Source organism: Buttiauxella sp. (assembly GCF_049686335.1).
Classification (GTDB): Bacteria; Pseudomonadota; Gammaproteobacteria; order Enterobacterales; family Enterobacteriaceae; genus Buttiauxella.
The window spans coordinates 22,584-47,349 of the sequence record NZ_JBAVHX010000033.1; the positions used below are offsets into that span (position 1 = coordinate 22,584).

Annotated in this window: 21 protein-coding genes; 7 read left to right on the top strand and 14 right to left on the bottom strand. The window is 50.4% G+C overall.

Features of this window, described 5'->3' with window-relative positions; translation table 11 throughout:
• Positions 1-105: 105 nt before the first annotated feature.
• The 9 genes from bamA to rpsB all read right to left on the bottom strand — a co-directional run bounded on the left by bamA (position 106) and on the right by rpsB (position 10,522).
• Positions 106-2,517 carry an outer membrane protein assembly factor BamA gene (bamA, locus tag WBL83_RS18945; RefSeq protein WP_424590580.1) on the bottom strand — a complete coding sequence of 804 codons (2,412 nt, stop codon included), beginning with the start codon at positions 2,515-2,517 and terminating at the stop codon, positions 106-108.
• A gap of 33 nt (positions 2,518-2,550) precedes the next feature.
• A complete protein-coding gene (rseP, locus tag WBL83_RS18950) occupies positions 2,551-3,903 on the bottom strand; it encodes a sigma E protease regulator RseP (protein ID WP_424590581.1) in 1,353 nt (450 codons plus the stop codon).
• 11 nt (positions 3,904-3,914) lie between these two features.
• A complete protein-coding gene (cdsA, locus tag WBL83_RS18955; protein WP_424590582.1) occupies positions 3,915-4,772 on the bottom strand; it encodes a phosphatidate cytidylyltransferase in 858 nt (285 codons plus the stop codon).
• An 18-nt stretch (positions 4,773-4,790) separates the two neighbouring features.
• Positions 4,791-5,543, bottom strand: a complete 753-nt coding sequence (gene ispU, locus WBL83_RS18960) for a (2E,6E)-farnesyl-diphosphate-specific ditrans,polycis-undecaprenyl-diphosphate synthase (RefSeq protein ID WP_183272834.1) — start codon at positions 5,541-5,543, stop codon at positions 4,791-4,793.
• Between the two features lie 186 nt (positions 5,544-5,729).
• Positions 5,730-6,929, bottom strand: coding sequence for a 1-deoxy-D-xylulose-5-phosphate reductoisomerase (ispC, locus tag WBL83_RS18965; RefSeq protein ID WP_424590583.1), 1,200 nt, complete (start codon positions 6,927-6,929; stop codon positions 5,730-5,732).
• A gap of 141 nt (positions 6,930-7,070) precedes the next feature.
• Positions 7,071-7,628, bottom strand: coding sequence for a ribosome recycling factor (gene frr, locus WBL83_RS18970; RefSeq protein WP_424590584.1), 558 nt, complete (start codon positions 7,626-7,628; stop codon positions 7,071-7,073).
• 172 nt (positions 7,629-7,800) lie between these two features.
• Positions 7,801-8,526: a UMP kinase gene (gene pyrH / locus WBL83_RS18975; protein ID WP_183272831.1), complete on the bottom strand. Its 726-nt coding sequence runs from the start codon at positions 8,524-8,526 to the stop codon at positions 7,801-7,803.
• A 142-nt stretch (positions 8,527-8,668) separates the two neighbouring features.
• Positions 8,669-9,520 (bottom strand): translation elongation factor Ts, encoded by an 852-nt coding sequence (tsf, locus tag WBL83_RS18980; protein ID WP_424590585.1) that lies wholly within the window; start codon positions 9,518-9,520, stop codon positions 8,669-8,671.
• Positions 9,521-9,796: 276 nt separating this feature from the next.
• Positions 9,797-10,522, bottom strand: a complete 726-nt coding sequence (gene rpsB, locus WBL83_RS18985) for a 30S ribosomal protein S2 (protein WP_183272829.1) — start codon at positions 10,520-10,522, stop codon at positions 9,797-9,799.
• A gap of 311 nt (positions 10,523-10,833) precedes the next feature.
• Here rpsB and map point away from each other — a divergent pair, with 311 nt between their 5' ends.
• The 4 genes from map to WBL83_RS19005 all read left to right on the top strand — a co-directional run bounded on the left by map (position 10,834) and on the right by WBL83_RS19005 (position 15,778).
• Positions 10,834-11,628, top strand: coding sequence for a type I methionyl aminopeptidase (gene map / locus WBL83_RS18990; RefSeq protein WP_424590586.1), 795 nt, complete (start codon positions 10,834-10,836; stop codon positions 11,626-11,628).
• Positions 11,629-11,690: 62 nt separating this feature from the next.
• Positions 11,691-14,363: a bifunctional uridylyltransferase/uridylyl-removing protein GlnD gene (glnD, locus tag WBL83_RS18995; protein ID WP_424590587.1), complete on the top strand. Its 2,673-nt coding sequence runs from the start codon at positions 11,691-11,693 to the stop codon at positions 14,361-14,363.
• 89 nt (positions 14,364-14,452) lie between these two features.
• Entirely contained in the window at positions 14,453-15,277 is an 825-nt protein-coding gene (gene dapD / locus WBL83_RS19000; RefSeq protein WP_034461055.1) for a 2,3,4,5-tetrahydropyridine-2,6-dicarboxylate N-succinyltransferase, read from the top strand.
• 111 nt (positions 15,278-15,388) lie between these two features.
• Complete coding sequence (locus WBL83_RS19005) at positions 15,389-15,778, top strand: DUF3461 family protein (protein ID WP_034493480.1); 390 nt, start codon at positions 15,389-15,391, stop codon at positions 15,776-15,778.
• A 48-nt stretch (positions 15,779-15,826) separates the two neighbouring features.
• On the opposite strand, the gene WBL83_RS19010 is transcribed toward WBL83_RS19005, so the two are convergent.
• The 3 genes from WBL83_RS19010 to dgt all read right to left on the bottom strand — a co-directional run bounded on the left by WBL83_RS19010 (position 15,827) and on the right by dgt (position 20,250).
• On the bottom strand, positions 15,827-16,984 hold the full coding sequence (locus tag WBL83_RS19010) for a CdaR family transcriptional regulator (protein WP_424590588.1): 1,158 nt from the start codon (positions 16,982-16,984) through the stop codon (positions 15,827-15,829).
• A gap of 164 nt (positions 16,985-17,148) precedes the next feature.
• Positions 17,149-18,591, bottom strand: a complete 1,443-nt coding sequence (gene degP, locus WBL83_RS19015; RefSeq protein WP_424590589.1) for a serine endoprotease DegP — start codon at positions 18,589-18,591, stop codon at positions 17,149-17,151.
• A 144-nt stretch (positions 18,592-18,735) separates the two neighbouring features.
• A complete protein-coding gene (dgt, locus tag WBL83_RS19020) occupies positions 18,736-20,250 on the bottom strand; it encodes a dGTPase (protein ID WP_424590590.1) in 1,515 nt (504 codons plus the stop codon).
• A gap of 90 nt (positions 20,251-20,340) precedes the next feature.
• On the opposite strand from dgt, the gene mtnN reads away from it, so the two are divergent.
• From mtnN to WBL83_RS19035, 3 genes are read left to right on the top strand one after another with little or no spacing between them, the layout of a single operon-like run.
• The gene (mtnN, locus tag WBL83_RS19025; RefSeq protein ID WP_424590591.1) at positions 20,341-21,039 is read left to right on the top strand and encodes a 5'-methylthioadenosine/S-adenosylhomocysteine nucleosidase; all 699 of its coding nucleotides are present in this window, start codon (positions 20,341-20,343) and stop codon (positions 21,037-21,039) included.
• On the top strand, positions 21,032-21,832 hold the full coding sequence (gene btuF / locus WBL83_RS19030; protein WP_424590592.1) for a vitamin B12 ABC transporter substrate-binding protein BtuF: 801 nt from the start codon (positions 21,032-21,034) through the stop codon (positions 21,830-21,832). The genes mtnN and btuF overlap by 8 nt, the downstream gene beginning before the upstream one ends.
• Positions 21,833-21,856: 24 nt before the next feature.
• On the top strand, positions 21,857-22,477 hold the full coding sequence (locus WBL83_RS19035) for a TRIC cation channel family protein (protein ID WP_424590593.1): 621 nt from the start codon (positions 21,857-21,859) through the stop codon (positions 22,475-22,477).
• A gap of 217 nt (positions 22,478-22,694) precedes the next feature.
• Here the strand turns inward: WBL83_RS19035 and erpA are convergent, their stop codons facing one another.
• Together erpA and clcA are read right to left on the bottom strand one after the other, a co-directional pair.
• The gene (gene erpA / locus WBL83_RS19040; RefSeq protein WP_064539800.1) at positions 22,695-23,042 is read right to left on the bottom strand and encodes an iron-sulfur cluster insertion protein ErpA; all 348 of its coding nucleotides are present in this window, start codon (positions 23,040-23,042) and stop codon (positions 22,695-22,697) included.
• A gap of 207 nt (positions 23,043-23,249) precedes the next feature.
• On the bottom strand, positions 23,250-24,671 hold the full coding sequence (clcA, locus tag WBL83_RS19045; RefSeq protein WP_424590594.1) for a H(+)/Cl(-) exchange transporter ClcA: 1,422 nt from the start codon (positions 24,669-24,671) through the stop codon (positions 23,250-23,252).
• Between the last annotated feature and the right edge of the window lie 95 nt (positions 24,672-24,766).

Here is a 24,766-nt window from a genome sequence, read left to right on the forward strand (position 1 = left end):
ATCCCGTATGTGTCCTGAGACACTCTTTTTGCGCGTGCCAGCTCTGCATGTAGCGAACTGGCATCAACGCGACACTGCTTATCCGCATTCCTTTGCGCAAAACAATTACCAGGTTTTACCAATGTTAAACTGGAACTGTTCCGCTTTGTCACCTTCATATTTCTTGAACGGTTGGGCATAAGAGAAGACCAACGGTCCTAACGGTGACATCCACTGCAATGCAATACCTGCTGACATACGAATGTTGCTAGGATCACTGTAATCAGGAACCCCGGCAGCTTGCATATCTGGAGTATTTTGCCAGTTTGTATCCCAAACTGTACCCATATCCATGAACAGAGAGGTACGAACTGAGTTAGCGTACTTCTCGCTCAGGAATGGTGTGGGCGTGATCAGTTCTAAACTTGCCACTGCCATCGCGTTACCACCGACTGCATCGTCGGATGAACAATACCCATTAGCCTGGTCACAATTATCATTTCCAGGGCCACCAATATAGACCGCTTTCGGACCAATGTTATTGGACTGGAAGCCACGGACTGTACTAGAACCACCGGCATAGAAGTTTTCATAGAACGGCATTTCTTTGCCGCCCAAGCCATCACCGTAGCCCAGACGAGTACGACCTAACATAACCCAGGTATGGTCTTCATCAATTGGGAAGTAGCTCGCCGTATCCAGGGTTACTTTGTAGAACTCGTTATCTGAGCCTGGCACGGTAACTTTACCGTTCAGGTTCACACGCGAGCCTTCAGTTGGGAAGTAACCACGGTCAAGTTTGTTATATGTCCAGCCATAGTTCAGCGTGAAGTCATCGGCTGCAAAGCCGTTATCATCAGATGTCGTTGCTGCTTTCTGACCGACTGAATCCAGGTAACGCCACATCGCAACCTGCGGCTGCATGTTGGACAGGTCGTTATGCACGTAACCCATACCCAAACGCAATGTGTTATTTTCATTAACCGGGAAGCCGAGCGTTCCGTCTACACCGTAACTTTTGTTTGTGTAGTCAGACAGGTCCGCGTCATCGGCTTTAAAGTCGTTATAGAAGACACGACCACCGAGGCTCACACCATCAACTGTAAAGTACGGGTCGGTTAACGACAATTCAGCATAGGTCTGATAATCGTTTTTCGTACCGTTGATACCGACAGAGTAACCCGTTCCTAGCCAGTTATCCTGCTGGACACCGACCTGGAAGCTAATACCACTTTCAGTACCGTAACCAATACCGAAGTTGAAGCTACCGGTGTTACGTTCTTTAACTTTGTACACCACGTCAACCTGGTCAGGACTACCTGGTACACGCTGCGTGTCAACATCAACGGTTTCGAAGTAACCAAGACGATTCAGACGATCTTTGCCTGAGTCGACCAGGTCACTACCCAGCCAGGTTCCTTCCATTTGGCGCATTTCGCGACGCAATACAGAATCTTTACTGGTGTCGTTACCTTCAAAACGAATTTTACGTACGTAGTAACGGTTACCGGAATCAACGTTCACATGCAGTTTAACGGTCTTATCTGCATCATTGATTTCAGGCTGCGTTTGTACACGCGGATAGGCGTAACCATAACGACCCAACAATTTCTTGATGTCGTCTTCCATTTTGGTCACTTTAGTGCCGTTATAAAGCTCGCCCGGCTTGAGTTTAGTCAGCGTTTCAATTTCCGCTGAGTGCCCCGCCAGATTACCGTTTACCGTCACGCCAGCAATCTTGTACTGATCGCCTTCGGTCACGTTGATGGTAACGTAAATGCTTTTCTTATCAGGCGTCAGACTAACCTGTGTGGAATCGATGTTAAAGCGTGCATAACCACGATCCAGGTAGTAGCTGCGCAATGTTTCGAGGTCACCGGCAAGCTTCTGCTTCTGATATTTACGATCTCCCACTACGTTCCACCACGGCACTTCATCACGCAACTGGAAGTGCGAAATCAGTTCGTCAGTGGTAAACGCGTGGTTGCCTACGATGTTGATTTGCTGAATTTTGGCCGAAACGCCTTCCTGGAATACCAGTTTCAGGTCAACACGGTTACGCGGCAATGGCGTAACAACGGCTTTAACGCTGGCACTGTACTTACCAACGCTGTAGTAGAAATCTTCCAGCCCTTTTTCGATATCGGCCAGAGTCGTTCTGTCCAGTGATTCGCCGACACGCACGCTAGAAGCCTCGAGGTTCTGTTTCAGCATGTCGTCCTTCACGGACTTGTTACCAGAGAATGTAATACTTGCGATTGTCGGGCGTTCTTTCACCTGAACAACCAGCGTTTCACCGTCACGCAGTACCCGGACATCTTCGAAGTTCCCGGTAGCAAAAAGTGAACGGATAGTATTACTGATATCCTCGTCAGAGACGGTGTCGCCTACGCGAACCGGCATGCTGAGGAGGGCCGCACCGACGGCGACTCGCTGCAGGCCTTCGAAATGAATATCCTTCACCACGAACCCGTCTGCACCGTATACGGTGGCGCTGCTAAACAGCAGCGACGCTATGAGCAACTTTTTCATCGCCATCGTTGTTATGCGTTCTTCCTAACCTAATTCTCTCTAAAACCGAGAGAAATCATTGAAAAGTGCAAGCCCCATCAACAGCACCAGCAATATAGAGCCAATGCGGTAACTAAAGTCTTGAACTCGCTCGGAAACCGGCCCACCCTTCAGCTTTTCAATCGCCAAAAAGAGCAAATGCCCCCCGTCCAGGACGGGTAACGGAAACAGGTTGATAATCCCCAGATTGACGCTAATCAGCGCCAGGAACATCAGATAGTAAATCAACCCAGATTCCGCTGACATACCTGCCCCTTGAGCTATGGAGATTGGCCCACTGAGGTTATTCAGCTTGATGTCACCGGTTATTAATTTCCCCAGCATGTTGACCGTAAGCTTCATCAGTTGCCAGGTTTTATCCGTGGCTTCTGCAACAGCCGCAAACGGCCCATACTGGCGTACTGTTTTATACTCATCCGGTAGCGGGATAACCTTTGGTACCACACCCGCAAACCCTTCAGCTTTTGCTTTACCCGGTTTTGTATCCGGTATCAGCGTTAAAGACAAGAGCGCCCCTTGTCTTTCTATTTCTAGCTCCAGTGGGTGACCTGGATTGTCACGCACCTGACTAACAAATTCTGTCCACTGAGTGAGTGCCGCACCGTTGACTTTAACGATCCTGTCACCAGCTTGCAAACCCGCTTTGTTCGCTGCGGAATTTGGCTGCACTTCCTGTAGTACCGTTTCAATTTGCGCACGGCGAGGCCCGATGCCCAACGACGTAATCGGATCCTGCTTTTCTGGTTCAAACTGCCAGTTGCGTAAATTCAGAGTTTTATCAGTACGGAGATTTGACCCCAGCGGAGCCAATGTCACCTTCGCGCTGTCATCGCCAATTTTGCCCATCAGCTCAAGTTGAACTGATTCCCAATCAGGCGTTTCGATACCGTCTATCGCTTTAAGTTCCATGCCTGGTGCAATTTGTGCTTCTGCCGCTATCGAATTGGGTGTTACTTCACCAACAACCGGACGGACACCAGGGACACCGATAATAAATACCAGCCAGTAGGCAAACACAGCGAAGATAAAGTTAGCAATCGGACCGGCCGCAATAATTGCGGCTCGTTGGGAAACGGTTTTGTTGTTAAAAGCCAGATGGCGCAGTTCCGGAGTAACCGACTCAACACGCTCATCCAGCATTTTGACGTAACCGCCCAGAGGAATCAGGGCAATGACAAATTCGGTGCCGTGGCGGTCGGAACGTCGCCAGAGCGCTTTACCAAATCCAATGGAAAAGCGTTCGACTTTGACGCCACAGCGGCGAGCAACCCAAAAATGGCCGAACTCATGCACGGTAATTAACACACCCAGTGCAACGATAAATGCAGCCAAATTCCAGAGTAAGCTCAGCATATAACCTTCCGTTAAATCGTCCTGAATACCAGCAATAACAGACAGGCAAATACCGGTACTGCTGCTGTGAGGCTATCTATGCGGTCAAGGATACCACCATGACCGGGGATCAAGTGACCGCTATCTTTAATCCCTGCTTCACGCTTAAACATGCTTTCGGTTAAATCGCCCAGCACAGAAGCCAGTGCAGCGACCACCGAACAGGTCAACAGGATAACCGGTGCCACATCAAGATTCGCCCACATGCCAAACAGCAAGGAGATAATCGCAGAAGTGAACAAGCCACCAAAGAAGCCCTGCCATGTTTTGCCCGGAGAGACTTTCGGAGCCAACTTATGCTTGCCAAACATTTTGCCAAACATATATGCGCCTGAATCCGCCCCCCAGACGAGAACCATCACATACAGCAGCCAGATAGAGCCGGTGTAGTGGTTGATATCGTAATGCCAGTTACGCAGTACAATCATGCCCCAGAAAAATGGCACGATCGTCAGTACGCCAAAGACCAGACGTAGTATTTTTGAATTACGCCAAATTGATGCAGAGCCTGGATAGAACAACACCAGCAGCAGTGCAGCAAACCACCAGGCGAGCGATGCCCAGAGTGACGCCTCAATTAACGGTATATGCACCGTCCGCTGGTATTCAGGCAATGCAAACAGCATCAGCGCCAATAACAGACCGCACAGCACAGCAAGCCATACACGTTGTGAACGTGATTTAAAGCCTGCTAATTGTCCCCATTCCCAGGCGGCCAGCATACAGACGACCAGGGTGGTAATAGCAAATCCTACGGGTGGGAGCCAGAATAACGCGGCTATAACCACCGGGATTAAAATAAACGCAGAAAGCAGACGATACTTCAGCAAAGGTGACCCCCAACAGGCTTACTCACCACCAGGTGCCGTGCCGCCAAAACGACGCTCTCGATTTGCAAAAGCATGTAGTGCACCTTCAAAGTCTTGTTCATCGAAATCAGGCCAAAGAACATCTGTGAAATAAAGTTCTGCATAGGCAATCTGCCAAATCAGAAAGTTACTGATACGATGCTCTCCCCCTGTCCTAATTACTAAATCTACGGGAGCCAGTTCATTCATGCAGATCTGCTGACTCAGCATCTCTTCATCAATCTGGTCTGGACGCAATAAGCCTTCCTGTACCTGTTCGGCAAGATGCCGCACTCCCTGAATAATATCCCAACGTCCACCATAATTCGCGGCGATGTTGAGAGTCAAACCGGTATTGGTACTAGTTAGAGCTTCGGCTTTGTTAATACGTTCTTGCAGGCGAGCATTGAATCGACTGGTATCGCCAATAATTCGTAGACGGACATTGTGACGATGTAAACTTTTGACTTCACTGTCTAAAGCCCACACAAATAATTCCATCAACGCGCTGACTTCTTGAGCCGGGCGATTCCAGTTTTCACTACTGAAGGCATAAAGTGTAAGCGCATCAATACCGTTATTCGCTGCAAAACTCACAGCCCGGCGTACAGATTTCGCACCCGCTTTATGGCCAGAAATCCTCATCTTCCCCTGTCGTTTAGCCCAACGTCCATTGCCGTCCATAATGATGGCAACATGACGAGCGCCATGGTCAGATTGTGATTCGCTTAATTGTTGGTTTGCAGACAACATAAGACGTAATTATTCCCAGATAAGGACTAAGCGGTACTCAGAATGATTTCAGCTTTTACATAAAAAAGCCGTGCTATAACACGGCTTACCTATCATTCAGTCAGAAATTCTCGACCAAAAGATGGCGCAGACTATATCACTGAAGCACAGAGCTAACAAATGGAGGTACATCGGCTGAATAAATAATCATCGGGACGCGATTCGTGTCACCAGATTTCGGGCAACATCACGCGCTTTTGCATCCACGGCAATCACATCCTCAACGCTCTTCGGTTCTGTTAAATCAACACTTTCCAATACTGCTCGATTCAGGGAAGCAATCTCTGTGAATCGCAGTTGTTCGCGTAAGAAGGCTTCAACAACCACCTCATTTGCCGCATTCAGCACCGTCGTTGCGGCCTGCCCCTGCTCAAATGCATCCATTGCTAATTTCAGACAAGGATAGCGGTCATAGTCTGGTTCCATAAACGTGAAAGTGCCAATTTTACAAAAATCGAGCGGCTCAACACCTGATGCTACACGCTCCGGAAACGCCATTGCGTGTGCGATTGGCGTGCGCATATCTGGTGCGCCTAACTGTGCCAGCACGCTGCCATCGCGATAGCGAACCATCGAATGGATAACCGACTGCGGATGTATCAGGACTTCCATTTGCTTAGCTGAAGCATTGAATAGCCAGCGAGCTTCAATATATTCGAGACCTTTATTCATCATAGTGGCTGAATCGACAGATATTTTACGTCCCATCGACCAGTTCGGATGGCTACAGGCCTGATCTGGCGTCATCGCAGCCAGGTCACCTAATGCAGTCTCACGAAAAGGGCCACCTGACCCAGTAAGAATAATGGATGAAACACCATTGCTCTCAAGTTCAGCGTACCCGAGGTTCTGTTGGATTGGTTCCGGTAAACTCTGAAAAATTGCGTTATGTTCACTGTCGATTGGCAACAGCTGAGCTTTACTAAGCTGCACCGCGTCCATAAACAGACGCCCGCAAGTAACTAACGACTCTTTATTGGCCAGCAGAACCTGCTTACCCGCAGCAATGGCTGCCAGCGTCGGCAACAGCCCTGCAGCCCCAACAATGGCGGCCATAACCTGATCAACTTCATCCAGCGCAGCCATTTCGCAAGCCGCTTGCTGGCCTGCCAGGACTTCGGTGCGACTCCCCTGCTCTTTGAGGAGACGTCGTAACTCACCGGCAGACTTCTCATCATCCATCACGGCCCATCGTGGCTGGAACTCCAGACATTGCTCAGCCATTCGCGCGACATTTTTCCCAGCAACCAATGCCGTGATGGAAAAGTGCTCAGGATTATGACGAACAACGCTAAGGGTACTGGTACCGATAGATCCGGTAGAGCCAAGAATGGTCAATTGCTTCATGAGACGCTCTGGAATTTGAGTATTAATAATCAGACAAAAAGTTTGCCGTAGCCTGGCGGGTATAAAAACAAAACGCCGTAAACATTAACTGCGACGTTAGCCACAGCCTGCGTACGGCGTTTGATCCGTCATATTAACGGATTAGAACTGCATCAATTCAGTTTCTTTCTCAGCCAGAGCGGCATCGACTTTCTTGATAGCAGCGTCAGTCATTTTCTGAACGTCATCCTGGGAACGACGATCGTCATCTTCGCTGATTTCTTTATCTTTCAGCAAATTTTTGACTTTGTCGTTAGCGTCACGGCGAACGTTACGTACTGCAACGCGTGCGCCTTCAGCTTCACCACGAACAACTTTGATCAGGTCTTTACGACGTTCTTCAGTCAGTGCTGGAAGTGGTACACGAATATCGCTACCTGCTGAGCTTGGGTTCAGACCGAGGTCAGAAGCCATAATGGCTTTCTCAACTGCTGGACCTAAAGAACGGTCAAACACGTTGATTTTCAGAGTACGTGAATCTTCAACCGTTACGCTTGCCAGCTGGCGAAGTGGAGTTGGCGTACCGTAGTACTCGACAACGATCCCATCCAGCAGAGCTGGAGAAGCACGGCCAGTACGGATTTTACCGATTTGATTTTTGAATGCTTCGACGCATTTTTCCATACGCACTTCGGCATCTTTTCTGATATCGCTAATCACGTTACGAATCCTTGAAAACTGGTTTAGGGCAGACCACACTTCACGCCGCGATGCAGACGCTGCGAGCTAAGTATAGCCCTGTTTATTCATGGCGCCCGTTCGGGTTGCCTGTTACTCAAACTGTTCAGAGTATTTGAAACTGAATATTACCCTGATTAAGCATCGACTGAAATTAATCAGTGATTAATGTGCCTTCTTTTTCACCCATAACAACACGACGCAATGCACCAGGCTTGTTCATGTTGAACACACGAATTGGTAATTTGTGGTCGCGAGCCAGGGTAAATGCTGCCAGATCCATCACTTTCAGCTCTTTATCCAGCACTTCGGTGTAGGTCAGTTGCTCATAAAGCGTTGCAGTTGGATCTTTCACCGGATCGGCAGTAAACACACCATCAACTTTAGTCGCTTTTAATACGACATCGGCTTCGATTTCGATACCACGCAGGCAAGCTGCAGAATCGGTGGTAAAGAATGGATTACCGGTACCGGCAGCCAGGATAACTACGCGGTTATTTCGCAGCAGGCTGATAGCTTCGGCCCAGCTGTAGTTATCGCACACGCCATTCAATGGAATAGCGGACATCAGGCGAGCGTTCACATAGGCGCGATGGAGAGCATCACGCATTGCCAGGCCGTTCATGACGGTAGCCAGCATGCCCATGTGGTCGCCCACAACACGGTTCATACCTGCTTTCGCAAGGCCTGCACCGCGGAATAAGTTGCCACCACCAATCACCACCCCGACCTGAATGCCCAATTCAACCAGCTCTTTAATTTCCTGAGCCATACGATCAAGGATGCTTGCATCAATACCGAAGCCTTCGGTACCTTGCAGAGCTTCGCCGCTTAGCTTGAGCAGAATGCGTTTGTAGACAGGTTTTGCATTGGTAGCCATGATTCTTTCCTGGGAACAGTCAACGAATGGGGATGGTTAATTCAGGCGACATAGTGTCGCATATCAGCAAGATCTGTATCAGAGCAGACTGATTTTTAAAGCCAGATATAAGGGAGCCGCCAATTGGCGGCTCCTTTAAAAATTAAGACTGCTTGGACATTGCAGCAACTTCTGCTGCGAAGTCAGTCTCAACTTTCTGGATGCCTTCGCCCACTTCAAAGCGGATGAAGCCAGTCACGTCAGCATTGTGCTCTTTCAGCAGCTGAGCAACAGTTTTGCTTGGGTCGATTACGAAAGGCTGGCCAGTCAGAGAAACTTCACCGGTGAATTTCTTCATGCGGCCTTCAACCATTTTCTCTGCGATTTCTTTCGGCTTACCAGACTGCATAGCGATGTCCAGCTGAACCTGGTACTCTTTCTCAACAACTTCAGCAGACACGTCTTCTGGCTTAACGAATTCTGGCTTGCTTGCAGCAACGTGCATAGCGATTTGCTTAACAAGTTCTTCGTCAGCGCCTTTCGCAGCAACAACAACACCGATGCGAGCACCGTGCAGGTAGCTACCCAGAACATCGCCTTCCAGAATAGCAACACGACGAATGTTGATGTTCTCACCGATTTTAGCAACCAGTGCAACACGCTCTTCTTCGAACTGTGCTTTCAGTACTTCGATGTCAGTCACTTTGCCTGCAGCAGCAGCTTCCAGCACTTTGTCAGCAAATGCCTGGAAACCACCATCTTTAGCAACGAAGTCAGTCTGGCAGTTAACTTCCAGAATCACAGCATAGCCATCAGCAATCTTAGTTTTGATCACGCCGTCAGCAGCTACGTTGCCTGCTTTCTTAGCTGCTTTGATCGCACCAGATTTACGCATGTTTTCGATTGCCAGCTCGATGTCGCCATTAGCTTCAGTCAGTGCTTTTTTGCAATCCATCATGCCTGCGCCAGTACGCTCACGCAGTTCTTTTACCAGAGCAGCAGTAATATCAGCCATTCTAAAATCCTCGGTTATCTCGTAGAGAGAGATAAGCCCTGGTCCACGGAACAGACGAACCCTGGCTCAAAATAAAAAGGGGGCCTGTGCAGGCCCCCTAACCAAACTATTCAATATACCCGTTATCTTTCAAGCCACAGGGGCGTTGGCTGTGCTCACTCACCCAGTCACTTACCTAAGTAAGCTCCTGGGGATTCTTGAGCTTGCCGCCTGGCTGCAACTCGAAATCTAAAGGGTATACTTGGTTAATAAGAGCTCAAATAAGAGCGAACCTTATTATTCAGCTTCTACGAAGCTTTCTTCTGCCTGAGAAGCCAGATCCTGAGAACGGCCTTCACGTACGGTAGCAGCTACAGCACCCAGGTACAGGGTTACAGCACGGATTGCATCGTCGTTACCAGGGATAACGAAATCAACGCCATCTGGATCAGAGTTAGTATCAACGATAGAGAATACTGGGATACCCAGGTTGTTCGCTTCTTTGATTGCAATGTGTTCGTGATCAGCGTCGATTACAAACAGAGCATCCGGCAGACCGCCCATATCTTTGATACCGCCCAGGCTGTTTTCTAACTTCTCCAGCTCACGGGTACGCATCAGTGCTTCTTTTTTGGTCAGCTTGTCGAAGGTACCGTCTTGGGACTGGATTTCCAGATCTTTCAGACGTTTGATGGACTGACGAACAGTTTTCCAGTTAGTCAGCATGCCGCCCAACCAGCGATGGTTCACGAAGAACTGATCGCAGCTCAGAGCAGCGTCTTTTACTGGTTCGCTTGCTGCGCGCTTAGTACCAACGAAAAGGATTTTACCTTTACGAGAAGAGATCTTGCTCAGTTCAGCCAAAGCTTCGTTGAACATAGGTACAGTTTTTTCAAGGTTGATGATGTGAACTTTGTTACGAGCGCCGAAGATGAAAGGCTTCATTTTCGGGTTCCAGTAACGGGTTTGGTGACCGAAGTGAACACCAGCCTTGAGCATGTCGCGCATGGAAACAGTTGCCATGTTTAAAACCTCTATAAAGTAAATTGGGGTTAAGCCTCCACGTATCCCATATTACCGACCCCAAAGGGCACCCCGGAATATGTGTCGATACGTGTGTGTTATTTACACAAAGTGAGAGTGTTGGCTGTATCCGAAAAATCGGAATACAAGTCCGGCGCGCTTTATACCATAAAACAGACCCGGACACCAATAGTTGTTCGCATAAAGCGTGCGCAATGATTCTCGATTTGGCACCGATCGCACGCCCTGATAACATTGACGTACACTTGCTCAATTATTGTCGATATTGACGACACCTGCGGATCGAATGAATGGCTATCTCAATTAAAACCCCTGAAGAAATTGCAAAAATGCGCGTCGCGGGCAGACTTGCCGCTGAAGTGCTGGAAATGATTGAACCCCACGTACAACCTGGCGTCAGCACTGGCGAGTTGGATCGTATTTGCAACGATTACATCGTTAACAATCAACAAGCTATTTCAGCGTGCCTGGGCTACCACGGTTTCCCAAAATCCGTGTGCATCTCCATCAATGAAGTGGTCTGCCACGGCATCCCTGATGACAGTAAGATTTTGAAAGACGGTGATATCGTCAACATCGACGTAACCGTCATTAAAGACGAATACCACGGCGACACCTCAAAAATGTTTATTGTTGGCAAACCAACAATCTTGGGTGAGCGTCTGTGCCGTGTGACTCAAGAAAGCCTGTATTTGTCACTGCGTATGGTAAAACCAGGCATTCGTCTGCGTACCCTGGGTGCTGCCATTCAGAAGTTCGTTGAAGCGGAAGGTTTTTCTGTGGTGCGTGAGTACTGCGGACACGGTATTGGCCGCGTTTTCCACGAAGAACCACAAGTGCTGCATTATGACGCAGATGACGGCGGCGTGGTTCTGCAACCGGGCATGACTTTCACCATCGAACCCATGGTCAACTCAGGTGATTACCGCATTCGCACCATGAAAGACGGTTGGACGGTGAAAACCAAAGATCGCAGCTTGTCTGCACAATACGAGCATACTATTGTGGTGACAGATAACGGCTGTGAAATTCTCACTTTGCGTAAAGATGACACCATCCCAAGTGTGATTTCGCATAACGAGTAATTCGCCTGACGAAAGTCAGCAATCGAAGCCGGCCTATGCCGGCTTTTTTTATGGATGGCGACATGACCCAGAGTTTACCCGAGCAGTACGCGACCACAGTGCTTCCTGAGATTTCCGGGCAACCTGAATACCCCGTCAACTGGCCAGATTCAGAGCTGATTTGTAGCCAGATAAAAGCCCGTATCGACCTGTTCCAGCAATGGCTGGGGCACGCTTTCGACGACGGAGTTTCTGCCGAAAAGTTGATGGACGCGCGCACCGAGTTTATCGACCAGCTGCTACAACGATTGTGGCTGAAATACGGCTTTGGCGATGTCACTGAAACCGCCCTGGTTGCGGTCGGGGGTTATGGCCGCGGGGAATTGCATCCGCTTTCCGACATTGATTTGCTGATCCTCAGTCGTAAACGTCTGACTGAAGCACAAGCCCAAAAAATCGGCGAGCTGCTGACGCTACTGTGGGATGTGAAGCTGGAAGTCGGCCACAGCGTGCGTACCCTGGAAGAGTGTTTACTCGAAGGATTGTCGGATTTAACCGTCGCCACCAACCTGATTGAATCACGTTTGTTGATTGGCGATGTCGCCCTCTTCCTCGAACTTCACAAACACATTTTTAGCGATGGTTTCTGGCCTTCGTCGAAGTTCTTTGCCGCCAAAATTGATGAGCAAAATGAACGTCATCAACGTTATCACGGTACCAGTTATAACCTCGAACCGGATATCAAAAGTAGCCCTGGTGGTTTGCGCGACATCCATACCCTGCAATGGGTTGCCCGTCGCCACTTTGGCGCAACGTCATTAAGCGAAATGGTCGGTTTTGGCTTTTTAACCGAAGCAGAACGAAATGAACTCGATGAATGCCAGTATTTACTGTGGCGCATCCGTTTTGCCCTGCACCTGGAAGTGAATCGTTACGACAACCGATTGTTGTTCGACCGACAGCTAAGCGTCGCCCAACGCCTGAATTACAGCGGTGAAGGGAATCAGCCGGTCGAGAACATGATGAAAGATTTCTATCGCGTGACGCGGCGTGTCGGCGAACTTAATCAGATGCTACTGCAACTTTTTGATGAGGCGATTCTGGCACTGGATGCCAGCGAAAAGCCACGCCCTCTGGACGATGACTTCCAGCTACGTGGTTCACTTATAGATCTGCGCGATGAAACGCTGTTTATCCGCGAGCCGCAGGCGATTCTGCGCATGTTTTACTTGATGGTGCGTAACCGCGATATTACCGGCATTTATTCCACCACCCTGCGCCATCTGCGCCATGCGCGTCGCCATCTCAAGCAGCCGCTTTGCTATATTCCAGAAGCGCGTGAACTGTTCCTCGTTATCCTGCGCCATCCTGGTGCCGTCAGCCGCGCTTTGCTGCCAATGCACCGCCACAGCGTGTTGTGGGCGTATATGCCACAGTGGTCGCATATCGTCGGCCAGATGCAGTTTGACCTGTTCCACGCGTATACCGTTGATGAACACACCATCCGTGTGCTGCAAAAACTGGAAAGTTTCTCTAAAGAAGAGACTCGTCCGAAACATCCATTATGTGTGGATTTGTGGCCACGACTGGCGCACCCGGAACTTATTCTGATTGCCGCTCTGTTCCACGACATCGCCAAAGGCCGTGGTGGCGATCACTCGGTACTCGGGGCGCAAGACATTGTAAAGTTTGCCGAGCTACATGGGCTGAATTCGCGTGAAACACAGCTGGTCGCGTGGCTTGTACGCCAGCATCTGCTGATGTCCGTCACGGCACAACGCCGCGATATTCAGGATCCGGAAGTGATTAAGCAATTTGCTGAAGAAGTGCAGACTGAAAACCGTCTGCGCTATCTGGTTTGCCTGACCGTTGCTGATATCTGCGCGACGAACGAAACCTTGTGGAATAGCTGGAAACAGAGCTTATTGCGTGAGCTGTACTTCGCGACCGAAAAACAACTGCGCCGCGGGATGCAAAACAGCCCGGATATGCGTGAGCGTGTGCGCCATCATCAGTTGCAGGCGCTGGCGTTGCTGCGCATGGATAACATCAACGAAGAAGCGCTGCAAAATATCTGGCGTCGTTGCCGGGCAAACTATTTCGTCCGCCATACGCCAAATCAAATTGCCTGGCATGCCCGCCATTTGCTGAGACACGACCTCAGCAAGCCGATGATTTTGCTCAGCCCGCAGGCTACACGCGGCGGCACAGAGATTTTCATCTGGAGCCCTGACCGCCCTCACCTGTTTGCGGCGGTGTGTGCCGAACTGGACCGGCGTAATCTCAGCGTGCACGACGCGCAAATCTTTACCACGCGCGACGGAATGGCAATGGACACCTTTATTGTGCTTGAGCCAGACGGCAGTCCACTTTCCGCCGACAGGCATGAGCTGATTTGCCACGGTCTTGAACAGGCGATTACGCAAGCCAGCTGGCAGCCGCCTCAACCACGTCGCCAGTCCGCAAAACTGCGCCACTTTACTGTTGATACCGAGGTGAATTTCCTGCCGACACATACCGACAGGCGCACCTTCCTGGAGCTGATTGCTTTAGATCAGCCGGGTTTGTTGGCGCGAGTGGGGGAAGTGTTTGCCGACCTCGGGATCTCACTTTATGGTGCAAGAATCACCACCATTGGTGAGCGAGTAGAAGATTTATTTATAATCGCGACTGCAGACCGGCGTGCTCTTAATGATGAGTTGCAACAGGAAGTACAGCAACGGTTGACAGCAGCCCTTAATCCAAACGATAAATAACAGTCTTTTTAATTTTTTACCCTTCACCCATTCTGTTGCAGCCAACAACGCTTCAGCTTTTGGGTGATGTCATAATCAGGAAACTTTTAATGCAGCAGCTACAAAACGTAATTGAAACCGCTTTCGAACGCCGCGCCGAAATCACTCCGGCAAATGCTGATACCGTCACTCGTGAAGCGGTAAACCAGGTCATCTCCCTGCTCGACAGCGGTGCGCTGCGCGTTGCCGAAAAAATTGATGGCCAGTGGGTGACTCACCAGTGGCTGAAGAAAGCGGTTTTGCTCTCATTCCGTATCAATGACAACCAGGTTATTGATGGCGCTGAAAGCCGTTACTTCGACAAAGTACCGATGAAATTCGCTAACTACGACGAAGCGCGTTTCCAGAAAGAAGGCTTCCGCGTTGTGCCACCAGCAGCAGTACGCCAGGGTGCATACATCGCTCGTAACACTGTGCTGATGCCTTCTTACGTCAACATCGGCGCATACGTTGATGAAGGTTCAATGGTTGATACCTGGGCGACCGTGGGTTCATGCGCGCAGATTGGTAAAAACGTTCACCTGTCCGGCGGCGTAGGCATCGGTGGTGTTCTGGAGCCGCTGCAGGCTAACCCAACCATCATCGAAGATAACTGCTTTATCGGCGCGCGTTCAGAAGTTGTGGAAGGCGTTATCGTTGAAGAAGGTTCTGTCATTTCTATGGGCGTTTACATCGGTCAAAGCACGCGTATTTATGACCGTGAAACCGGTGAAGTGCATTACGGCCGCGTACCTGCCGGCTCCGTTGTGGTTTCCGGTAACCTGCCATCCAAAGATGGTAAATACAGCCTGTACTGTGCCGTTATCGTGAAAAAAGTAGACGCCAAAACCCGCGGTAAAGTGGGCATCAACGAACTGCTTCGCACCATCGACTAAATATAAATGTGTAAAAGGCGGGGTAACCCGCCTTTTTAGCATCAGGGACTGGCGGAAAGGGAATTTTCCGTTGATTATCTATAGGTTAATGATATCGCAAAAGGTAACACTATGTACGATAACTTGAAAAGTCTGGGTATTACCAATCCTGATGAAATCGATCGTTATAGCCTCCGGCAGGAAGCCAACAACGATATCCTGAAAATCTATTTCCAGAAGGATAAAGGCGAGTTTTTTGCTAAAAGCGTGAAATTTAAATACCCACGCCAGCGTAAAACTGTCGTTGCCGATGGCGTGGGCCAGGGCTACAAAGAAGTGCAGGAAATCAGCCCGAATCTGCGTTATGTGATTGATGAGTTAGATCAACTTTGCCAACGCGATCGCACAGAAGTCGATCTGAAACGCAAAATTCTCGACGATCTTCGCCATCTGGAGTCTGTGGTTGCTCATAAGATCAGTGAAATCGAATCCGATCTGGATAAGCTAACCCGCGGTAAATAAAGTCCTGCGTTTATAACGGGTGGATGGCGCAACGTCATCCACCGTTTTTTATCTCTGCTCGTCCAACTGCAACGCTACGTAAAGCAGCAGTCGGTCGTCAAAATTCCCCAAATCTAAACCTGTTAATTCCGAGATTCGGTTCAGCCGGTATTCCAGCGTATTGCGATGAATAAACAACGCTTTTGAGGTCGCCAGTGGCTGCACGTTATGACGGAACCATGCACTTAAGGTACGGCGTAATAGCCCGTTGTTATCCATGGATTTCAGACGCGCCAACGGACGTGCCAGTTCGTTCGCCTGCCAGCCGCCGCGCAAACTGTCCAACAGCACCGGTAGCATTAAATCCTGATAAAAATAGGCACGATTTTCCGGCATACGCTGCTTACCGACCATCATGGTGGTGCGAGCGGTTCGATACGAACGTGCGATGCTGCCAGGACCGGTAAAATAATTGCCTAACGCCACGCGAAAACGCAACTGGCCGTTTTCTTTCATGCGGCTAATCAGCTGTTCCACGCGTTTACGGTGATCTTCTGCATCCCAACGGCCAAACTGATTGAGCGCCGGCTTCAGCACCACCATTTCGGTTAACGACACTATCGCAATCAGGTTATTGCGCTCAGGTGTGGTGAGCGCGGTTTGCAACTGTTGCAACTCTTCCATCGCGCTGTCGACACCCAGCTGGCCGCTATCGACTTCTACGACTGCGACCACACGAGGCTGATTCAGATCGATTCCCAGACGCTGCGCCCATTCACTCAGCGCGGGCGTATGTTCTTCGGCCTGGATTAAATTCATCACCAGCTCTTCGCGTAAGCGGCTGTCCTGCGCCAACAGGTGCATCAAACGAGATTGCTCAAGCATCATCTCGGCGGTCATACACACCAGCTCACCGTACTTGCGAAGCGACCCCGGCTCGCCCGTTAAACCAATCACGCCAACGATTTCGCCGTCGATACGCAATGGCAGATTGATACCCTGACGCACGCCATGCAGATGCCGGGCCACGGCGTCATCAATATCAACCACACGTCCCTGAGAAAGCACAAGCAGCGCACCTTCGTGCAATTCACCAATACGTTCTTTATCGCCGCTACCAATAATCCGCCCACGCGCATCCATCACGTTGATATTGGTATCAATGATGGTCATGGTACGCGCCACAATGTCGTGCGCCATTTTGGTATCAAGATGCCAGCCAGCCATGCTTCCTCCTGAATCGTGCTAATGGACTAGCATAGGCCAGATGAATGGCCTCGGCATTGTGCAAATGCACAAAGCACGAATGAAGAATATGGAGTTGTGTAAAAGCTCACAAAAAAGGGCCGCATAGCGCGGCCCTGATAGTTTTAAGTGTGACTCAATGACGATTACTGCATCAGCAGGTAGATGGTGCTATCACCGCGCTGAATGTTCAGTGCCATGACTGATGGTTTAGTATCGAGAATTTTTCGCAGTTCAGCGATGTTATTAACCGGCTGCTGGTTCACACCGATGATGATGTCACCTTTTTTCAGGCCAATTCGCGCCGCAGGCGTATTCCCTTTCACGTTATTCACGATAACGCCCTTCTCACCTTTACCGCTGCGGTTGCTCATTTCAGCACCTTCAATCCCGGTAAAGATGGTTGCAGAGTCAACCTGAGTCTGGCTGCTTTGTTGCAGTTCGAGGTTTACGGAAACGGGTTTGCCATCGCGCAGCAGGCCAAGCGTCAGTTTACTGCCAACCGGCATAGAACCGACTTCAGCACGCAGTGCCGCAAAGCTGCTAATGGCTTTACCATTCATGGAAACCACTACATCACCGGCTTTAATACCCGCTTTCGCCGCTGAAGAGTTTGGCATCACCTGGCTTACGAATGCGCCACGTTGCGCATCGACTTTCATCGCTTTCGCCAGCTCAGAGTTCAGCTCGGTACCCATGATGCCCAGCTCGCCACGCTTAACCTGGCCGAACTCCACCATCTGCGCGGTAAGGTTTTTCACCATATTGCTTGGGATTGCAAAGCCGATACCAATGTTGCCGCCGTCCGGCGCCAGAATCGCGGTATTAATCCCGATCAGTTCACCATTCAGGTTAACCAGTGCACCACCGGAGTTACCCCGGTTGATGGCCGCATCGGTCTGGATAAAGTTTTCATAGTTTTCAATGTTAAGGCCGCTACGACCCAACGCAGAAACAATACCGGACGTCACGGTTTCACCCAGACCATATGGGTTACCGATGGCAACGGTGTAATCACCCACACGCAGTGCATCGGAGTCAGCCATCTTAATAGCGGTCAGGTTTTTCGGATCCTGCAACTGCAGCAGCGCAATATCAGAACGTGGATCTTTACCCACGACTTTTGCTTCAAACTTACGGCCATCGCTCAGCGAGACCTGGATTTTTGTCGCGTTATCAACCACGTGGTTGTTGGTGACAACATAGCCTTTTGCTGCATCAATAATGACGCCAGAACCAAGAGCTGCGAATTTCTGTTGTTGTCCACCGCCCTGGGAGCCATCGTCAGGCGCGCCGCCCTGGCAGAATGGGGAGCTCTGGAACGGAGAACCTTCCTGGCAGAATGGTGAGTTATCACCAAAGAACTGCTGGAAGTTACGTCCCATACGCGGCGTGTTGACGGTGGTGCTGCCTTCGACATTGATGCTCACGACGGATGGCATCACTTTTTCCAACATTGGCGCAAGGCTTGGAAGCGGCTGCGCCGCAGTGGCGGAAGATGCGGTTTCGGCTGCAATTGCCGATACAGGGCTCAGCGCCAGGCCCAAACTCAGAGCCAGCGCGCTCATTGCTAAAGTTGTTTTTTTCATCGATTCAATCCAAAAGTTAATAAGTCACGCAAAATTGCTGTGTAGGCCAGTATAGAGTGACAAATGAAGCGCTAAGTTCCTCCGATAAGTCACTGGAAAACGTAAAAGTTTATTGACCGTCTTTACAAAACTCATCGTCTTCGATCATTCCACAGCCATCAGGCGGCGATACTCGTCCCAGGCGAATAAGTCCGTCATTCCACTGATATAATCCTGAATCAGACGACAGCGGTAGTAATATTCCCATACCGGATAATCGCTGGCAGACGGCGTTAAATCACTGACTGCCTCAATGTACGCAAGCCTATGTTTTGTCGATAATTTGTGAAACAACCGAGTCTCAATCGGCAGACGGCGTAAACTTTCTTTTTCAACCAGTTCAGCAAAATCTTCAATCGATATATTGAGTAAGGGACTGTAAATTTCAAGTAAGCCGCTTATCACGCGATAACCTTGTAACTCTAGCTGCTCAACCTCCGGATGGCTGAATACATGTTTAAATGCGACGTGCTTATATAGCTCCAGCAGTCGCGCAAATGGGCTGTCATCTTCAAGCAGCGCGTGGTTAAACTCCCCGCTAAAGATTTCATCCAGATTATCGATAAAACGTTGTGCGGCGTAAGGCACCAGCTGGTTTAGCGTGTTGACGCGCAGGTACATAAAGAACTGATCTTCGGTGCTGCGTCGCATTTGATTCGAACGGGATTTCTCCCAGGCTTCATTCACCACTCGCTCGAAGAGATCACCCTTGCGGTGCTCGCCCCAGGCGTCACATAAGTGCTGATAAAGCTGCTCGACACTAAAAATGCGCTTCTCGACGGCATCTTCAAGGTCGGCCACGCAATAGGAGATATCGTCAGCCGCTTCCATAATCCACGTTAGCGGGAACCGGCTGTACTCACCCAGTTCAAGTTCCGCACGCAAACGCGCAATGTACGACTCTTCGGAAAGATAAAAACCCGGCTTCTTCATCAAGTAAGCATGGCTTTTAGGCGGTTCCCCGACAAACCAGGCGGGACGGGTATATTTGAGAATGCAGCCAACCTGCGCCCAGGTCAGATTCATGCGTAACAGGCTGTGCACCAGGCGAATGCCCTGGGCGTTGCCCTCAAACTGGCAAAGATCCTGGCGGACTTTACGGCGCAAACCATTCAACTGATCTTCGCCATCGCGCAAACGTAATGTTGCGACCCGGCAACGATCGTCGCTCCGGGGTTGGCTTCCTGCATCACCAGGAAACAAGCGCTGCCGGAACCAGTCATTTATTGCCGACTCACCAAAATGACCAAATGGCGGATTGCCGATGTCATGCATCAGGCACGCCATTTCCACGATACTTTCAAACGGTCCAGTCAGTTCGTCCAGTCCATAGCGTTCAAGGTCTTGCTGCTCTTTCAGACGACTCAACACCTCTTTGGCGATATAGCGCCCGACTTGCTGAACTTCCATCGAATGCGTTAAGCGTGTGCGCACCGAAGCATTACGCTCAAGCGGGAAGACCTGGGTTTTCTGCTGCAAACGGCGAATGGCGGGAGAATTAACGATCCTGCCACGATCGCTTTCAAAAATACGCAGGATCTCATGCTCGTTTTTCGGACCTTCAGGCGAGCGAAAACGGCGGTGCCAGTTTATTTTCTTGCGGAAATCTATCTCACTCATTCCCTCTCCTTCGCCCTATTCTCTTTACCAACATACATGAGCCAGCATGTTAAACTATGCAACTGATTTAACACTTTAGCGAGTATCACTATGAAAGCAGGCATTATTGGTGCAATGGAAGAAGAAGTTACGCTGCTGCGTGACAAAATTGAAAACCGTCAAACTCTGACGCTGGCAGGGTGTGAAATTTACACCGGTACGCTGGATGGCGTTGAAGTGGCATTGTTGAAATCAGGCATCGGTAAAGTTGCTGCTGCAATGGGTGCCACGCTTCTACTTGAGCATTGCAAACCGGATGTCGTCATTAACACCGGTTCTGCGGGCGGCCTTGCCCCAACGCTTAAAGTGGGCGATATCGTGGTTTCTGATGAAGTGCGTTACCACGATGCAGACGTGACCGCTTTTGGTTACGAATATGGTCAACTGCCAGGTTGCCCGGCGGGTTTCGCTGCCGACGCCAAACTGATTGCAGCCGCTGAAGAGTGCATTACCGAGCTGAACCTGAACGCAGTACGCGGCCTGGTTGTCAGTGGCGATGCCTTTATTAACGGTTCTGTAGCCCTGGCCAAAATCCGCCACAATTTCCCACAGGCTGTTGCGGTTGAAATGGAAGCCACCGCTGTTGCGCATGTTTGCCACAACTTTGGTACGCCGTTTGTCGTGGTTCGCGCCATCTCTGACGTTGCCGATCAACAGTCTCATCTGAGCTTTGACGAGTTCCTTGCTGTAGCGGCGAAGCAGTCCACGCTGATGGTTGAAAACCTGGTGCAGAAACTGGCTCGTGCGTAATAACAACCTCTGGCGCGGGCTGGTCGCGCTGCTATGTTGTCTCCCGGCGTTGCTGATTGCAGCGCCGCGGGTTATCTCATTGTCGCCAAGTAATACTGAACTGGCATTCGCTGCGGGGATTACCCCAGTGGCGGTTAGCGCCTGGTCAAATTATCCGGAGGCCGCCAAAAAGCTTGAGCAAGTCTCAAACTGGCAAGGGATGAACCTCGAGCGCATCGTGGCACTAAAACCCGATGTAGTGCTGGCATGGCGTGGCGGTAATGCAGAACGGCAAGTCAATCAGATGCAGGCGCTGGGGATTAAAGTCATTTGGCTTGACCCGACGACTGTCGAAGGTGTTGTTGCCGCTCTGCGTCAACTGAGCCAATACAGCCCTACTCCGCAAACTGCGCAAAACGCCGCCGATCAACTCGCAAAAGAATTTGCCGATTTGAAAGCCCACTACGCCCGGCAACCGAAGAAAAAAGTGTTTCTCCAGTTCGGCCAGCAGCCGCTGTTTACTTCCGGGAAAGGTTCGATTCAAAACGAAATTCTGGAAGTGTGTGGCGGGCAAAACATCTTTGCTGATAGTCGCGTTCCCTGGCCGCAAGTGAGCCGTGAACAAGTGATCAGCCGACGTCCCCAGGCTATTATTATTACCGGCGATGAGACCCAAATCCCTCCGGTTGAACAATTTTGGAATACCCAGTTAAAAATCCCGGTTATTGCAGTGAATGATGACTGGTTTAGTCGCTCGAGCCCACGTATTATCCTCGCCGCAAAACAGCTCTGTAAGGAGCTGGCAGAAAAATAACCTTTTTATGAGGATAACACGCACATGCTCGTCTATTGGCTGGACATCATTGGCACAGCCGTCTTTGCCATCTCCGGCGTACTGCTGGCAGGAAAACTTCGTATGGACCCGTTCGGCGTGCTGGTGCTGGGCGTGGTGACTGCCGTCGGCGGGGGAACCATCCGTGATATGGCGCTGGATAACGGCCCGGTATTTTGGGTTAAAGATCCCACTGACTTAGTGGTTGCGATGGTCACTTGTATGCTGACGATCCTGCTTATTCGCCAGCCGCGTCGCCTGCCAAAATGGATTTTGCCGGTGCTGGATGCCGTCGGTCTTGCGGTGTTCGTCGGGATTGGGGTTAACAAAGCATTTTTGGCAGGTACCAGTCCGCTGATTGCCATCTGCATGGGCGTGCTGACCGGCGTTGGCGGCGGGATTATTCGCGATGTGTTAGCGCGTGAAATCCCGATGATCTTGCGTACCGAGATCTACGCCACGGCCTGTATCGCGGGAGGCATCGTACACGCCACCGCGTATTATACCTTCCACGTACCGTTAGAGCAGGCCAGTATGATTGGGATGGTCGTGACCCTGGTGATTCGCCTGGCGGCGATTCGCTGGCACCTCAAGCTGCCAACGTTTGCACTGGATGACAGACAATAAGAAATAAAAAAGCCATGTTAACAAACACGGCTTTTTTTATTTTGTCGGATGACGCTTCGCTTATCCGACCTACAAATCGTTTAATCACGCTCGGCCACATCAACCCAAAACAATTCTAGTTGTAGGGTGGATGGCGCTTCGCTTATCCGACCTACAAGAATCTGAATAATTCGAGAACGGGTGCAGTCAACGCACCAGCAGCTTGAAGTATGAAGGTTTAAACGCTGAAAGAAGAACCACACCCGCAGGTGCTCTTCGCGTTCGGGTTAGTCACCACGAAACGGGAACCTTCCAGACCTTCGGTGTAATCCACTGCGCCACCGACCAGATATTGCAGGCTCATCGGGTCAACAACCAGCGCAACACCTTGCTTCTCGATAGTCATATCGCCGTCGTTAATCTGATCGTCAAAGGTAAAACCATACTGGAAGCCGCTGCAACCACCACCGGTGATGTAAACGCGCAGTTTCAGATTCGGGTTCTCTTCATCCGCGATCAGGGTTTTTACTTTATTGGCTGCTGCTTCGGTAAACTGCAACGGCAGCACTGCTACGTCATCACTCATCATTTGCTCCCAACGAAATAAGAAATCAGGTGAAGTACATACCCTAAATAATTGGAGATGTATCAAGGCGGCAAGGGAGTGTAATCCCCGGGAGCTTACTCAAGTAAGTGACTGGGGTGAACTCCTGTAGCCAACGCAGAGACAGCTTCAAGTATGACGGGGATAACCCGATATTTGGGGTCATTATCTAATACCCGAGTAAATCGTTCAAGTATTCTCCCCGGCAGGGGTTTGCTGCTCTTTCGCCCGCTGTTCGGCTTCTTGTTTTGCCAGCGTGCGCTCAAGAATCGAGGAGTATAGCGGCTTCCCGCCAAGGAATTGTGCCAATAGTGTCGCGCCAAGGCAGGTAATAATCATTGGCAGAATGAGCTGATAATTGTCAGTCATTTCCAGAACAAGCACAATTCCGGTTAATGGTGCACGCACCGATGCGGCAAACAACGCGCCCATTCCGGCAATCGCAAATGTCCCAACATCAAGGTGATAGACAGGGAACAAAGCGGTACTCGCCACGCCAAATGCCGTCCCAAGCAAGGTGCCCAAAGCCAACATTGGCGCAAAAATCCCGCCTGGTGCGCCAGACGCAAAACACAACAGCGTGGTAATCACACGTGCAATAAAGATGAACAGCAGCATACCTAAGGTATAGTTTCCGGCTGCCGCGATTGGAATCAGGTTAAAACCCCCTCCGGCCGCAGCGGGTTGGATAAGCCCTAACACGCCACAAATGCCACCCAACAAGCCGCCGATGATCACCCATTTTTTGAGATTGCCACCGTGCCAGCGCTGGAACATATCCTGGGTGCGGAACACCATCGCGTTGAAGAACACCCCGACGATGCCAAAGACCATGCCAAGAACCAGATACAACCACAGCGTATTAACCGGCGCATTGGAGAGCTTCCCGACTTCAATCACCGCGTTTTCACCGTTAAAAATACGGAAAACCACACTCGACATAATCACGCCGATAAACACGGCTTTAATCGAAATCAGGTTATAGCGAAACTGCGGGCGCATCTCTTCAATGATGAACAGGATCCCCGCCAACGGCGCGTTAAACGCAGCGGATAAGCCAGCAGCGGCACCGGTAGCTAACAGCGAATGGCGGGCTTCGGCACCGCGCAGACGGAAAATATCCAGCACCATGCGCCCGATATTGCCACCCATTTGCACTGTCGGGCCTTCACGTCCGAGCACCATTCCCGCTCCCAGCGTTCCCATGCCTCCGATAAACTTAACCGGGATGACGCGCCACCAGCGCACCGGGCGTAATTCCTCGAGCGCACCTTCAATTTCAGGGATACCAGAACCACCCGCTTCCGGCGCAAAACGACGCACCAGATAGTATCCGACCATCGCCAAAAGCATTGAGCTGATGAATGCGAGCGGCCAGACGATGAGACTGTAATCAGCCACATGAGCCAGCATCGCCAGGCGATTTTGCTGCATCCAGGTCACCGACTTCTCAAAGGCGACACCCATCAAACCGGCTAACGTCCCTACTATCGCGGCCATAAAGAGAATTGCGACTGGAGTTTTATCCTGTCTAATAAGGCGACGCACCATGTCGCCCCTACGTAAGCGCACAACCTGCTGTGCTTCAAAAGAGGGGTGGGAGTGATTCATTTGGCTAATCATTTATTGGTAATACAAATCGAAGGGGCATTCTACTCCCTGGATGCGTTTGGGCAATAGTTTCATAACACCGACGAATACCTTTA

Coding starts and splice junctions, on each gene's coding strand:
- bamA (WP_424590580.1), bottom strand. CDS start 2,517: ATGGCGATGAAAAAGTTGCTCATAGCGTCGCTGCTGTTTAGCAGCGCC.
- rseP (WP_424590581.1), bottom strand. CDS start 3,903: ATGCTGAGCTTACTCTGGAATTTGGCTGCATTTATCGTTGCACTGGGT.
- ispU (WP_183272834.1), bottom strand. CDS start 5,543: ATGTTGTCTGCAAACCAACAATTAAGCGAATCACAATCTGACCATGGC.
- ispC (WP_424590583.1), bottom strand. CDS start 6,929: ATGAAGCAATTGACCATTCTTGGCTCTACCGGATCTATCGGTACCAGT.
- pyrH (WP_183272831.1), bottom strand. CDS start 8,526: ATGGCTACCAATGCAAAACCTGTCTACAAACGCATTCTGCTCAAGCTA.
- tsf (WP_424590585.1), bottom strand. CDS start 9,520: ATGGCTGATATTACTGCTGCTCTGGTAAAAGAACTGCGTGAGCGTACT.
- rpsB (WP_183272829.1), bottom strand. CDS start 10,522: ATGGCAACTGTTTCCATGCGCGACATGCTCAAGGCTGGTGTTCACTTC.
- map (WP_424590586.1), top strand. CDS start 10,834: ATGGCTATCTCAATTAAAACCCCTGAAGAAATTGCAAAAATGCGCGTC.
- glnD (WP_424590587.1), top strand. CDS start 11,691: ATGACCCAGAGTTTACCCGAGCAGTACGCGACCACAGTGCTTCCTGAG.
- dapD (WP_034461055.1), top strand. CDS start 14,453: ATGCAGCAGCTACAAAACGTAATTGAAACCGCTTTCGAACGCCGCGCC.
- WBL83_RS19005 (WP_034493480.1), top strand. CDS start 15,389: ATGTACGATAACTTGAAAAGTCTGGGTATTACCAATCCTGATGAAATC.
- WBL83_RS19010 (WP_424590588.1), bottom strand. CDS start 16,984: ATGGCTGGCTGGCATCTTGATACCAAAATGGCGCACGACATTGTGGCG.
- degP (WP_424590589.1), bottom strand. CDS start 18,591: ATGAAAAAAACAACTTTAGCAATGAGCGCGCTGGCTCTGAGTTTGGGC.
- dgt (WP_424590590.1), bottom strand. CDS start 20,250: ATGAGTGAGATAGATTTCCGCAAGAAAATAAACTGGCACCGCCGTTTT.
- mtnN (WP_424590591.1), top strand. CDS start 20,341: ATGAAAGCAGGCATTATTGGTGCAATGGAAGAAGAAGTTACGCTGCTG.
- WBL83_RS19035 (WP_424590593.1), top strand. CDS start 21,857: ATGCTCGTCTATTGGCTGGACATCATTGGCACAGCCGTCTTTGCCATC.
- erpA (WP_064539800.1), bottom strand. CDS start 23,042: ATGAGTGATGACGTAGCAGTGCTGCCGTTGCAGTTTACCGAAGCAGCA.
- clcA (WP_424590594.1), bottom strand. CDS start 24,671: ATGAATCACTCCCACCCCTCTTTTGAAGCACAGCAGGTTGTGCGCTTA.